Raw genomic sequence first — 12044 nt, forward strand, 5'->3', positions numbered from 1 at the left:
ACGCTACGAACGTAAAGCGGACCACTTCCTCGCCTTCACCAGCATCGCCTGCACCCTCATCTGCTACCGCAGACTCACCAAATGAGATGGCTTCTAAGCGGCCTCCCAACTCGTGGGCGCGGCCGCCGCGCTCGACCCAGTGCGGGTCATCGAGGATGATCTCGGGGTCCAGCAGCCCCGCCCGGGCGAGGAAGACGATCAGGTCGTGATCGCTGTGCGCCAGGCCGAGGATCTCGTCCCGCCCGTTCCGGGACACGGTCACCGCGGCGCGCTGCGGGGGGTTCGGGATCGTAGCCTCGCCGGCCGGTCATCAGCCGCCTCCGCCGCCGGGAAGTCGGCAGCACCGCTGCCCGGATGTCAGCGGTTACGCGGGGTGACCAGGCCGGACTCGTAGGCGAGGACCACAAGTTGGGCACGGTCGCGGGCGTGGAGTTTGGTCATCGCCCGGTTGATGTGGGTCTTGGCGGTCATCGGGCTGATCACCATGCGGTCGGCGATCTGGTCGTTGGACAGGCCCTGTGCGGCCAGGGCGACCGCTTCGCGTTCGCGGCTGGTCAGCTCCGTAAGTGCGGCACCGGTGATGGGGAGCGGCTGGGTGAGGTACCGGTGGATCAGTTTGCGGGTGATGGAGGGGGCGAGCAAGGCATCGCCGCGGGAGGCGACTCGGACGGCGTGCAGGAGGTCCTCCGGCACGATGTCCTTGACCAGGAACCCGGCGGCGCCGGCGCGCAGCGCTTCGTAGACATACTCGTCCATGCCGTAGTTGGTCAGCATGACGACGTGCACGCCGGCCAGGGCGGGGTCCGCGGCGATGCGCCGGGTCGCCTCGATGCCGTCCATGACCGGCATCTGGATGTCGATGAGCGCGACATCGGGCAGATGCTTCTTGATGAGCGCCAAACCCTCTTCGCCATCGGCGGCTTCGGCCACCACCTCGATGTCGTCTTCGAGGTCGAGCAGCGCGCGGAAGCCGCTGCGAATGAGCGGTTGGTCGTCGACCAGCAGGACACGGATCATGATGCTCGTTCCACGGGGAGTTCGGCCTGGACGGTGAAGCCGTGTTCGGTGCGCGGTTCGGCGCGCAGCCGGCCACCGAGAGCGGTGACGCGTTCGCGCATGCCGAGCAGTCCGAGGCCGGGTGCCGGGGCGTCATCGGGGGTGGCCTTGCCGTCGTCGTCGACCTGGATGGACAGCGCGTCGGGGCGGTATTCGATCCGGACCGTCGCGGTGGTGGCGCCGGCGTGCCGGGCAGTGTTGGTCAGCGCCTCCTGGACGATGCGGTAGGCGGTCCGGCCCACTGCGGCCGGTACGTCATGCCGTTGCCCTTCGATCGTCAGCCTCGCGTCCAAGCCCATCGATCTGGCGCGCTCCACCAGTTCCGGTACGTGCTCGAGGCTCTGCGGCGGGCTCGTGTCGTCGTCGCGCAGGGCTTCCAGTGTCGCGCGCAGCTCCCGGGTTGCCTCCCGTCCGGCCGTCTGGATCGCCAGCAGGGTCTCGGGCACCTGCTCGCCGCGCCTGCGGGCTACGTGGACGGCGACCTCGGACTGCACCTTGATGATCGAAATCTGGTGGGTGAGGGAATCGTGCAGCTCCCGCGCGATGTGCAGCCGCTCCTCGTCGGCGCGGCGCCGCGCGGTCTCCTCCCGGGTGCGCTCGGCTTCGTCCGCCCGCCGCTCGGCCTGCCGCAGCGCCTCCCCGGCGGCAAAGGCGGCGATCAGCCAGGCGATTTCCAGTACGTTCCGGGCCTGCGCGAACGCCTCGCGCGCCGGCCCGTCACGGAAGACCAGGGCTGTGAGAGGGAGGACGACGAGGAGAGACACGGATACCGCCACCGTCAGGGCACGGTGCCCGGCCCGCACGGCGCCGTACACCGCGACCAGATACGGGACAGCGAGCACCTCAAAACCCGCCGCCTCGTACCCCACCGCGCACAGGCCGGTGACAGCCAGCACGGCAATCGGAGACCTACGACGCGCGACCAGCGTCAGACCGCCCGCAGCCAGCAGCACGGCGCCGAACAGCTCGCGTTCCCCGGCCGAGTGCTGCCCCGACAGCCCGGTTCCCAGCAGCAGTGCCGCCACGCCGACGGCAATCGCCCAGTCCACGGCACCGGCCGGGACACGAAAACGCCCTGTGTCCATGCGCGCACCCTAGCCGGACGCCGGTGCGGGCGAGTCCCGCCCGCGGACGAGCGGCCGGCTACCGCACCCGCGGTACTTGCCCGACGCCTACCGCATCCGCAGTGCCGGGCTGCGGCATCGGCGGCAGTCCGAAATGACTGCATCCGCCGGACGACCGGCAGTGCAATCGGCAGCACGCTTAAGTCACAGCGAAATCTCGAAATTTGCCACGCACGAAGGAGGAGAGCGGCATGAGCGCGACAGATACCTTGATGATGGCCGCCGAGGGCGGAGTCATCGGCGACGGGCGGACCGGGGCCAACCTGGCCCTCGGGGTGGGACTGATCGGCGTGACCATCGGATGGCTGGCCCTGGCCCGCCTCGCCGGCCGGATCGGCACAGGCAACGCGCGCACATCCGCCCTGTCGGCCATGGCGATGGGGCTGGTCGGCACGGCCCTCGCGGTGCTGCATGTGACCACCTCCAGTGGTGGTCCCGGCACCGGCAACGGAATCGTGGGAGCCATCGGGGCCATCCCGTTGGGGCTGATCGCCATGGCCCTCGGCCAGCGCGCTCTCACCCGCTCCCGACGCAGCGAGCGGACCGCCGACGGCTTCGAACATGAGCGGAAGTTCCGGTCCACCTGATAAGTACTCCCGGACCTCTCTGACGGGCCGGCTGGGTCGTTTCCAACCAGCAGGCCCCCGAGTGCAATGGCAGGGCATGGGCTGCTGCGCGACGCCGGTCACGACCGCACTGCCCGATCAGACGCGGGACGCGTGCGGCTGCCGCTTTGGCTGCGACTGCTGCTCATCAAACGGCGCAGGCTGATCGGCGCGCGGACGTTGAACACGAGGTCAGTGAAGCGGCTTTGGGTGGGAGTTGCCATGGGGCGAGAGATCGCGGCCCGTAAGATTCCCGCGACTCGGGCAGTCTCCCTGACCTGCCCGCTAAAACCCGATGTGGGCCCCGATCTTCGAGGCTCGCCCCATGGTGGCTGCCAGAAGCCGTGGAGCCGACCGCCCCAGCCCCGTGCCGGCCTTTTCTACTCACTCAGCCCGCTGCTGTCACTGAGCCTGAGAGACTGCCGTCAAGACTTACCGTCAACGCCCCCGCAGCGCTTCGCTGCGGGGGCGTCTTGGCTGGTGGGCGCGGACGGTGGCGTCTTGGCTGGCGGGCGCGGGCGGTTTCGAACCGCCGACATCTGCTTTGTAAGCCTGGCAGCGCACGCGGATGTGTCCTCGCTGGTCGACCTGTAGGCCACCGTGCGACTGTGCCGACATTCGTCTGAGCCGCCACGGGCTCAGAGTGACCGTGATTGACCGCTCGATCTGGCACGGATCTGGCACGCGGCCGTCGCCGAGGCCAGGCACATCGAACGAGCCGGAGTGAACGCGGTGCGAACACTCCTGGAACCACTCACGTCCCCGAGGGAATCAAGTTTGTCTCAGCCTAGGTGGGACGCTGTGGCTGTCCGTTCACGGTTCCGGCGTGGCTCCGGGCGTTGGCTCGTCGCGCTCCACCCACGTGCCGCAGCTGGTGATCACCGAACCCGTGCGATCGCAGGTGATGGTGTGCACGGTCCCGGATGTGGTGATCACGTCGATGACAATGTCACTGCCCTGACCGGTGGGGCCGACGTCAATGGAGACCCCGCAGGCCCCGTCAGGTACGTCTCCTCCCTCATCGGAAAGGTCATCCCAGTCGATGATTCCGAGGGGGCTGAGCTCGTCACCGACATAGGCAACTCCACCACTTGTCGCCGCGTAGAACGCTCCGCCGCCGGCTGCTTCCTGGCGGACGGTGTCGATCTCGAAGCACCCGCCACCGTCGCCGTCACCGTCGCCCGGCCTGTCCTTGTCCTTGTCTTTGTCCTTGTCCTTGCCAGGCTCAGGGTCCGTCGCGTGAAGGGCTTCCGATTCGGTGGACACAAAGGCCGCGGCAGGTTCGGCGCTCAGGCCCTGAGCTGCTGCCGGCACGGCACCCAGCGTCCCAACCAGCGCCGTTGCAGCCAGCGAGGTGCCCGCTACCAGTCCCAGCCGCGTCGTCCACCGCGAACGGCGCAGAGGCGATACGGCTCTGTATTGAGCTTGCATGAAACGCTCCCTAGTCGATGGGTCCGGAGTCTCCCGAGGTACCGTTCCATTCTTTGCGGCCGACTGATCCCTACCACTTCTATTGAGCTGACCGAATGACTGCCGTTGAATTTCGCATAGTTAAAGATGGGAACAGCCAGGCCGTGCTCCGGATGGCCCAGGTGTCAATTCCCCATGCGCTACGGGCTCAGAGCGCCCCTGTGACCACGCGACGGGAAGTCCGTCTACCAGCACCAGTTGGTCAAGGAACTCGCCGCCCTCGACGTCGCCCTGGTCGGCATCGACTGCAAGGAAGGAGTAGAGCTCACCCACCCGCCCGACGCGTTTCTCGGCGCTTGCCGACAACGCTGATGATGCCGCCGACCTGCTCGACGTCCTGGTGGATCGCATGGCTTCAGTCCCCGCTCCATCTGACACGTCTGTGGCACGGACTGACTCTCTAGATGCGAACTATGGGCGAGGCGGTCGCTCAGGTCTGCTGAGCTGGCCGCTCGGCTCAGTACGGGCGTTGTTGGTCGACTGCGGTCACTGCGGTTGCTGTATCCGCTGCTGAAAGGGCCAGGCACTCGGCATCGACCGTGTGGCGAAGACGTGCAACGTGCGCGAGCACGACCGTGCCCTGCCGGCGCAGCTCTTCCGAGTCCGAGCGCAGGGCGCGGGCGATCCGGGGAAGGATGACCCCGGGGTCGGGGTGATTGAGGATAAGGCCGATCACTGCCACTCCGACATGAGGCTCCTCACGCTCAAGAGCCGCGTCTATTTCCTCCGGCTGGTCCATCCCGAGCGGGCCTGTGCGATCCGCCAAGTTGTAGGCCCAGTCAGGAGAGCCCGTGGCTTCGCGCTCATATGGCACGTGCTGACCTTACGACTGACCTGAATGACCGAGTCAAGCGCCGCCGGAGTACCGGAGCACTACTGACCTTGCATGCGTGATGTCCTCAGGGTGATGCGGGCGCCAGTCCCGTTCCGGCGAGGCAGCCGTCGAGAACGTCGTGGCGATCACTGGAGTTGGCGTAAGCCTCGCCGGACGACAGTGATCAGGTCTTGCGGGTCGGCAAAGCACGGTTGGCCGTGGCGGTGCGCCGCAGTACCGACCAGATGCCCTCGACCGGGTTGAGATCCGGTGCGTAGCACGGGAGTTGGTAGACGGTGAGCCAGTCCGGTTCGGCGATGTAGCGGCGCATCCCGGCCGTCAGGTGGGTGTTCAAGTTGTCCCAGACCAGCACGATCGGGCCACCGAGCTGCTGGTGGGCGGTCTGGATCAGGTCGCAGTAGTCCTTCCAGGAGAAGCTTTTGCGTCCGTCCGGTCGGGCGTCCGGGCACGGCCGGTTGATCAGCCGGGAGCGTTCGCTCCCCTGGCTTACACCCGAACCAACGATGGCGATCGAGGAGGAGGAGTCTCTCGCAAGCCTGGTCGTCGACGGTCGCCGAATACCTCGATCAGGGAGGGCTCGTCGACCAGCACGACCTGGCGGAAATACGCCCGGACTTGAACAAGCCGGCTCGGAACCCCGGAACCGCCTGAGGCGCCACCAACCAATGCAGCGCGGAGGTCCCGGACCAGAGGCCGGGGCGGGTACCACCGCTCGCGTCGGACAGTCGTCAGCTCAGGCTCTGGCCCGGCGGCGGCGCACGATGAGGAGCGTGCCCGCACCCGTGACCACCGCCGCGGCAGCCGCGCCCGTGATCGGCAGCGTCGAGGATCCGGTGTCAGCCAGGTTGCCGCCGTTCGTCGTCGTCCCGTCGTCGCCGGTCGACGACGACCCGCCGTCCGAGCCATTGGTCGAGCTGCCCGTCGAGCCGGTCGACCCCCCACCCGTGACGTCCAGCGTGATGTCGGCCTTGTCATTGGCCTTGTTGGGGTCGAACGGCCGCGCTTCGGTGCTCAGCGCCACCGAGCCCTTGGCGTCCGCCACCCGCTTGTCGATCTTCAGCTCGAAGGTGTAGGTCTCTCGGCCGCCCTCATTGACCGACCGCTGACTGGTGCCGCAGGCGTACGCCTCACCCTTTGCCTCGCAGAACCCGTGGGGCTTGACGACCGACGTTCCGGCGGGAGGCGTGATCATGACCCTGACGAGCCGGTCCCCCTCCTTGGTCAGCACCCAGGCGGGCCCGGCGTTGGTGAACTTCACCTTCATCGTCACCGTGTCACCGACGCTCCCCTTCAACGCGGCACCCGTCACCTGGTAGTCGGCCGTGTTGACGGAGGTGACGGGCACATCGACAAATGGCGCGGACCCCTCGTCCCCGGCCTGTCCCTCGACCAGTTTCACCGCCGGTGCGGTTCCCGCCACCGGCGGAGTGCCGTTCTCGTCCGCCCCGGGATCGACGTCCCCGACACGCACGCGCAGCTCGTCGTTGAGCGCGCGCTCCAGTGCCTTGACACGGAGAGGCTTCTCGGGCATGTAGACGACGCCCGGCTCCACCGCCTGGTCGAACGCGCACACCGCGATCCATCTCTCGGGCATCTCGTCGTAGGACGGGACCTGCTGTGCTCGGCAGTTGGAGGGAACCTCCGCGAAGTCGAGTCCCCGGGTGACGGAGTAGGAGACCCACACCTTCTCGGCGGCCCCGGTGCCCTTGTTCGCCACGGTGACCGGCAGATCGAAGCTGCTCCCCGGTTTCACCCCGTCGATCGGCTCGATGCCTCCAATGACCAATTCGGGTGCGGTTTCATCGCCGAAGGCGGCGGGAGCCGCGGCCAGCGCGATCAGGCCGGCAGCGCCGAGGGCGGCGACAGCGGCACGGGAGGCGCGACGGTTGTGTTGGGGCATCGGCATGGAGAAAACCTCTGTCGGGACGCGGGCAAACGGACGGTGTCTTCCAGGAGAACAGCCCTTCGGTCGCTAGACTCTTGCCGATCCCGAACGGTTGCACGTCCAGTGCCTCCGCCTTGCGATCGCACCTACCGGACGCCGTGAGCCCCGCCCCGGTGTCGACACCGATTGCCAGTGCGAGGTCGTCGGAGAAGGATCGGCTGCCCACCGGCTGAGGCCTTGCCCGCTTACTCCAGTCCACCGAGGCGGAGGGCATCCTTCATCTCGCTGAGCTTCGCGGCTGCCGTCACGGTCCACTCCTTCGGCCGTTCAGCAACACGGAGGGCGTCCTCAATCTCGCTGAGCTTCACGGAGGACAGCACGCCTGCCCGTTCGACCAGGTCGTCACGGGACACGGTGGTCAGCCACGTGCAAGGGGTGAAGCCTGGACGCGGGAACGCGAACCGCAGCACGCCTTCGAAGGGCAGTCCTTCCGTGGCGCCCACGGCCACTTCGACACCCAGATCGCTGATGTCGACGCCCGCCGGAGCGACGACCTGCATCGCCCGGAACCCGGACGCCTCGTCTCCCGGCAGCAGCACGACCGGCCGTCGCTCATCGAACTCGACCCACCAGACTTCGCCGCGTTCCATATGTCCTCCTGGCACGATCTGCGGTGAGGGCGCTGTGAAAACGGGTGCGGCCACCGTTGATCATCGGTGTGTGAAGACTGAAGATCATGCGGTGGCCGCAGGTCACAGCGTAGACCGTGCCCGGTGGCAGGAGTCATTCGAGGGCCTGATGCAGCGGATCGCGGGCCGCTTCGCGCGGGTTGAACCCCGGCGCCGGATCAGAGGCTTGGTGCTGGGGCTGCTGTCGGACCTGCCGCGCAAGAACTGCTGGACCATAGCCGAGCAATCGGAGACACCACCCCGGACGGGCTGCAGCACCTGCTCCGGCGGGCCAAGTGGGACGCCGACCTGGTCCGCGACGCCCTGCGCGGCTACGTGCTGGAGCATCTGGCGGACAAGCAGGCCGTGCTCGTGATGGACGAGACCGGCGACCTGAAGAAGGGCACGCACACTGTTGGCGTCCAACGCCAGTACACCGGAACCGCCGGGGCCCGTATTTCAATAAGTGCTCGGTAGAGGGGTGTTGGTGGGAGTCTGAGATATGACTCCGTGTCTGTCAGGCCGCGCTGCCACCCGTGCTCTGCGAGCTAAGTTCGATCAGATCCTGCCTCACTTCGATGAGCGTCGCCGCCGGTTGTACCTGGCCAGTGAGGCGACGGCCCTCGGGCACGGCGGGATCGTCCGGGTCGCAGCCGCCTCCGGCACCAGCACCGCCACCATCGCGCGAGGTATTGCCGAGCTGGCGGGTTGCTCCTCGCCGACCCGACGGGTCCGGGCTCCAGGCGCCGGCCGCAAGCGGCTGACAGACACCGACTCCGGTCTACTGCCCGCGCTGGAGTCGCTGATCGAGCCGCACACTCGAGGCGACCCCGTCTCTCCGCTGCGATGGACCACGTTGTCGTTACGGGCTCTGGCCTCGACCCTCACGACACAGGGCCACCCGATCAGCGCTTCAACCGTCGGATACCTGCTGCACACCCTGGGCTACAGCCTGCAGGGAACCGCGAAGACAACAGAGGGCATCAGCCATCCGGACCGGGATGCCCAGTTCACCCACCTCAATGCCACCGCCACCGAGTTCCTCAACGACGCCCAGCCAGTGATCAGCGTCGACACCAAGGCCAAGGAATGGCTCGGCAACCGTGACCGGCCCGGTCGCACCTGGCGGCCGGGCAAGAACGCGATCAAGGTGGACTGCCACACGTTCACCACCAACGACCAGCCCATGGCGATCCCCTACGGGATCTACGACGTCGCCAACAACACCGGGTGGGTCAACGTCGGAACCGACCACGACACCGCCCAGTTCGCGGTGGAGTCCATCCGCCGCTGGTGGCAGCACCGCGGACGGGCGGACCACCCGAATGCCGGCCGGCTCCTGATCACCGCCGACTCCGGCGGCTCCAACGACCCCCGCCGCTGGACCTGGAAGAGCAACCTGGCCGCCTTCGCACGAGAGAGCGGCCTGGAGATCACGGTCTGTCACCTGCCGCCGGGGACTTCGAAGTGGAACAAGATCGAGCACCGGATGTTCTGCCACATCGCCGCGAACTGGCGGGGACGACCGCTGACCAGCTACCAAGTGGTCCTCGAGACCATCGCCGCCACAACAACCAAGACCGGCCTGACCATTGGGGCCGAACTGGACACAGGAAGCTACGACCTCGGCATCAGCGTCACACCCGCCGAGTTCCACGCCCTTCCGATCACACCCAACGCCTTCCACGGCGACTGGAACTACACACTGCCTCCCGTGCCACCGCGCACGCCCGACGCGTCGGCAAGCACTCGCCGGACCGATCCGGCCCTGACCCTGATGCTCACCGAACCAGCCCTGACCGGCATGTCACGCAGCGCTTTCGACGCTTTGGTGGCAGTCTCGGAACCTTTCTGGGACGCCATGGCCGAGGCGGCATTCCAGCGACGCTTCCACCGTCCGCGCAGCTACCGCCACCCGCAGACCAGCAGCGTGGACCACACCCACCGGCTCCTGGCAGCAATCCTGCGCCGCCGCAGAGCAGTGACCATGACGTTCCTGGCCCAATTACTGGGCGTCAACCGCACCAACCTGTCCATTCAGTACCAGGATGGAAAACGGCTCCTGGACCTGCACGGAATCCTCGTCACGCCGATACCCGGATCGCCCGCCCGCACATTGGCACAGCTACACGCCCGAACGACCCTCGCGGAAACCCATGATTGACAGTTATTGAAATACGGGCCCCGGCAGGATCGAGAACTCCCAGGTCGCCGTCTACCTCACCTACACCTCCCGGCACGGGCACGCGAGTATCGACCGCGCCCTGTACCTGCCCAAGTCCTGGACCGGCGACATCGAACGCCGCGAGCAGGCCGCCGTCCCGGACGAGGTGGGCTTCGCCACCAAGCCGCAGCTCGCCCAGCAGATGATCGAACGCGCCCTCGACGCCGGGACCCCGGCCGTATGGGCAGCCGGCGACGAGGTCTACGGCGACAACCCGAAACTTCGAGCCGCCCTGGAGACACGCGAACTGGGCTACGTGCTCGCGGTCTCGTGCGCCAACCGCATCCCACCCCGGCCGGCCCGCAGCGCGCCGACCACCTGGCCAGGAAGATACCGCGCCACGCCTGGCAGAAGCTGTCCGCCGGACGCGGCGCGAAGGGCCACCGCTGGTACGACTGGGCGCTGGTCGCCATCACCACAGGCCAGCCGGCCGGACACCAGCACCTGCTGATCCGCCGCAACCGCACCACCGGGGAGCTGGCCTACTACCGCTGCTATTCGCCCCGCCCCGTCCCGCTCAGCACCCTGGTCACGGTCGCAGGCAGTCGCTGGACAGTGGAGGAGATGTTCCAAAGTTCCAAGGGACTGGCGGACCTTGACGACCATCAGGTGCGACGCTGGGACTCCTGGTACCGCTGGGTCACCCTCGCACTGCTCGCCCACGCCTTCCTCGCCGTCACCATGACCCTCGAACGCCGCGAGCAGGCCCCAGCAGACCACGGGACCAGCCCCAGCGGACTGATCCCCCTCACCTGTAACGAGATCCAGCGCCCGTTCATGACGAGCCACGTCTCCAGGGTGAGCAGCCGGGGTAGATCAGGCGGCAGATCCGACACGGTTGTCCCGTCAGTTCTGCGGTCAGGCGGCGGTGTCGACGGCGACCGCCGGCACCGTTGACGGCCGCGTCTCGGCCTTGAGCACGCTGCGGGCCTTGACCCGCTCCTCGCCGTCCAGCGTCTGCCAGTACGGGTGGGCGATGATCCGGATGGACAGGTCGGTGCACTCCATCCGCAGCCGCTTCACCGCCTGCTCCTGCTCCTCGCTCCAGCCGGGGCTGCTCTCCCGGCCGCCGGTGACGCCGTGGCCAAGAGGTTCGACGAGCGCGCCTACGTCTTCCATGGCACCGTCACCGTTGCCTCGATCCGACTCCGGCTCCGCACATGACCCGACGGACAGGCTCCCTAGAGCATGCTGAGTGCCTGCATCGCATCGCGTTCGATGCGCGAGAGCTCGTGGAGGATGGATCCGGCCTGCATGAGGTTCTTCGCGTCGCCGGATTCGCCTGCCGCCGCGACGAGTGCGGCCACCTGTGTCCAGAGGGTGGCGGCCTCGGTATACAGGCTGTGGCCAGTGCGCAGGTGGCTGCTGTCGATCAGCTGGGCACACTCGGCGAGGAAGTCCCGGTAGAGATTGCGGAACAGGGCGCCGCCGGTGCCGGCCCTCTCCATGAGGACGGCGGCCCGTGGCAGGTCCTCCCGCGGATTGTCGCTGCGCTGCAGCCACTTCGGCACTTGCTTGGCGGTCTTCTCGATGCCCCGGTGGCCCAGATTCGCGATGGGCGGGTTCAGGAAGGCGTCGGCGCAGGTCTTGATCGCGGGGATGATCCGGTCCTGCGGTGACGTCGGGCTGCTGGGAGCCGTGATGGTGAAGGAGCGGTGCTTGGCGGTCATGGGGCCGCGCTCGGCCCTGGCCCTGGCCAGGCCCGCGAGGCTGGTCGAGACGGCTCCGCCTTGCGGGTCGGTGTCCACCAGGTAGGCGTCCTGTTCGTCGTAGCCGTACATGGCCACGACGTGCCCGCCGAAGTGCACCTTGGTGCTGAAATAGTCCAGGTGGTAGCTGTCGAGCTGAAGGCCGACCGGCCGACCGGCGTCGATGGGTGCCGCCACGTTCTGCCATGCCTTGCGCGGAGAGGTGGTCTCCCCGACCAGCAGCTCAAGCCCGAGTACGGCGGCCAGGCTCCTGGTGAGCTCGAACGGCTTGACCCGGCCTCCCAGGAAGGGGAAGCCCATGCCTTTGCTGTCCCAGTAGATGAAGGACAGCCCGGAGCCGAGCCCGAACAGCATGGGCTCGGACAAGTCGAGTCCCTCATGCCGCAGCAGCACGCCCAGCGCCGTCGTCTCACAGTGCTGCATACCGCGGACATCGATGTCTCTCACCATGGTCATGCCGCTCATTCT

Annotated in this window: 12 protein-coding genes and 3 pseudogenes; 5 read left to right on the top strand and 10 right to left on the bottom strand. The window is 67.6% G+C overall.

Translation table 11 applies throughout. From position 1 onward, the window contains the following. From AC067Z_RS35450 to AC067Z_RS35460, 3 genes are all read right to left on the bottom strand, one after another. The coding region (locus AC067Z_RS35450) for a hypothetical protein (protein WP_478793757.1) at nt 1-262 on the bottom strand (262 nt) is incomplete at its 3' end. Between the two features lie 95 nt (nt 263-357). Then, entirely contained in the window at nt 358-1017 is a 660-nt protein-coding gene (locus tag AC067Z_RS35455; RefSeq protein ID WP_478793758.1) for a response regulator, read from the bottom strand. Next, nucleotides 1014-2141: a sensor histidine kinase gene (locus AC067Z_RS35460; protein WP_478793759.1), complete on the bottom strand. Its 1128-nt coding sequence runs from the start codon at nt 2139-2141 to the stop codon at nt 1014-1016. Before AC067Z_RS35460 ends, AC067Z_RS35455 begins: the two co-directional genes overlap by 4 nt. Nucleotides 2142-2371: 230 nt before the next feature. Between AC067Z_RS35460 and AC067Z_RS35465 the strand changes: the two genes are divergently transcribed. After that, nucleotides 2372-2767 (top strand): DUF6223 family protein, encoded by a 396-nt coding sequence (locus AC067Z_RS35465; RefSeq protein WP_478793760.1) that lies wholly within the window; start codon nt 2372-2374, stop codon nt 2765-2767. An 831-nt stretch (nt 2768-3598) separates the two neighbouring features. On the opposite strand, the gene AC067Z_RS35470 is transcribed toward AC067Z_RS35465, so the two are convergent. Further along, nucleotides 3599-4216, bottom strand: a complete 618-nt coding sequence (locus tag AC067Z_RS35470; protein ID WP_478793761.1) for a hypothetical protein — start codon at nt 4214-4216, stop codon at nt 3599-3601. 213 nt (nt 4217-4429) lie between these two features. Between AC067Z_RS35470 and AC067Z_RS35475 the strand changes: the two are divergent. Next, nucleotides 4430-4616, top strand: a pseudogene (locus AC067Z_RS35475) (FtsK/SpoIIIE domain-containing protein); the annotation flags it as partial. A gap of 96 nt (nt 4617-4712) precedes the next feature. On the opposite strand, the gene AC067Z_RS35480 reads toward AC067Z_RS35475, so the two are convergent. The 4 genes from AC067Z_RS35480 to AC067Z_RS35495 all read right to left on the bottom strand — a co-directional run bounded on the left by AC067Z_RS35480 (nt 4713) and on the right by AC067Z_RS35495 (nt 7625). Continuing rightward, nucleotides 4713-4937 (bottom strand): hypothetical protein, encoded by a 225-nt coding sequence (locus tag AC067Z_RS35480; RefSeq protein ID WP_478793762.1) that lies wholly within the window; start codon nt 4935-4937, stop codon nt 4713-4715. Between the two features lie 316 nt (nt 4938-5253). After that, a complete protein-coding gene (locus AC067Z_RS35485; protein ID WP_478793763.1) occupies nt 5254-5799 on the bottom strand; it encodes a transposase in 546 nt (181 codons plus the stop codon). Between the two features lie 24 nt (nt 5800-5823). Then, complete coding sequence (locus AC067Z_RS35490; protein ID WP_478793764.1) at nt 5824-6996, bottom strand: hypothetical protein; 1173 nt, start codon at nt 6994-6996, stop codon at nt 5824-5826. Nucleotides 6997-7220: 224 nt separating this feature from the next. After that, nucleotides 7221-7625 carry a type II toxin-antitoxin system PemK/MazF family toxin gene (locus tag AC067Z_RS35495; protein ID WP_478793765.1) on the bottom strand — a complete coding sequence of 135 codons (405 nt, stop codon included), beginning with the start codon at nt 7623-7625 and terminating at the stop codon, nt 7221-7223. Between the two features lie 148 nt (nt 7626-7773). On the opposite strand from AC067Z_RS35495, the pseudogene AC067Z_RS35500 reads away from it, so the two are divergent. The 3 genes and pseudogenes from AC067Z_RS35500 to AC067Z_RS35510 all read left to right on the top strand — a co-directional run. Next, a pseudogene (locus tag AC067Z_RS35500) lies at nt 7774-8093 on the top strand (transposase); the annotation flags it as partial. Nucleotides 8094-8145: 52 nt separating this feature from the next. Then, a pseudogene (locus tag AC067Z_RS35505) lies at nt 8146-9803 on the top strand (ISAzo13 family transposase). A gap of 32 nt (nt 9804-9835) precedes the next feature. Further along, nucleotides 9836-10318, top strand: a complete 483-nt coding sequence (locus tag AC067Z_RS35510) for a transposase (protein WP_478793800.1) — start codon at nt 9836-9838, stop codon at nt 10316-10318. A 407-nt stretch (nt 10319-10725) separates the two neighbouring features. On the opposite strand, the gene AC067Z_RS35515 is transcribed toward AC067Z_RS35510, so the two are convergent. Both AC067Z_RS35515 and AC067Z_RS35520 read right to left on the bottom strand, forming a co-directional pair. Continuing rightward, nucleotides 10726-10986, bottom strand: coding sequence for a hypothetical protein (locus tag AC067Z_RS35515; RefSeq protein WP_478793802.1), 261 nt, complete (start codon nt 10984-10986; stop codon nt 10726-10728). 62 nt (nt 10987-11048) lie between these two features. Next, nucleotides 11049-12032: a BtrH N-terminal domain-containing protein gene (locus AC067Z_RS35520; RefSeq protein WP_478793766.1), complete on the bottom strand. Its 984-nt coding sequence runs from the start codon at nt 12030-12032 to the stop codon at nt 11049-11051. Between the last annotated feature and the right edge of the window lie 12 nt (nt 12033-12044).

This window comes from Streptomyces sp. NPDC043812 (genome assembly GCF_056436245.1).

Excerpts from the sequence above, each read along its gene's own strand:
- AC067Z_RS35455 (WP_478793758.1), bottom strand. The coding sequence starts at position 1,017 with ATGATCCGTGTCCTGCTGGTCGACGACCAACCGCTCATTCGCAGCGGC.
- AC067Z_RS35460 (WP_478793759.1), bottom strand. The coding sequence starts at position 2,141 with ATGGACACAGGGCGTTTTCGTGTCCCGGCCGGTGCCGTGGACTGGGCG.
- AC067Z_RS35465 (WP_478793760.1), top strand. The coding sequence starts at position 2,372 with ATGAGCGCGACAGATACCTTGATGATGGCCGCCGAGGGCGGAGTCATC.
- AC067Z_RS35470 (WP_478793761.1), bottom strand. The coding sequence starts at position 4,216 with ATGCAAGCTCAATACAGAGCCGTATCGCCTCTGCGCCGTTCGCGGTGG.
- AC067Z_RS35490 (WP_478793764.1), bottom strand. The coding sequence starts at position 6,996 with ATGCCGATGCCCCAACACAACCGTCGCGCCTCCCGTGCCGCTGTCGCC.
- AC067Z_RS35495 (WP_478793765.1), bottom strand. The coding sequence starts at position 7,625 with ATGGAACGCGGCGAAGTCTGGTGGGTCGAGTTCGATGAGCGACGGCCG.
- AC067Z_RS35515 (WP_478793802.1), bottom strand. The coding sequence starts at position 10,986 with ATGGAAGACGTAGGCGCGCTCGTCGAACCTCTTGGCCACGGCGTCACC.
- AC067Z_RS35520 (WP_478793766.1), bottom strand. The coding sequence starts at position 12,032 with ATGACCATGGTGAGAGACATCGATGTCCGCGGTATGCAGCACTGTGAG.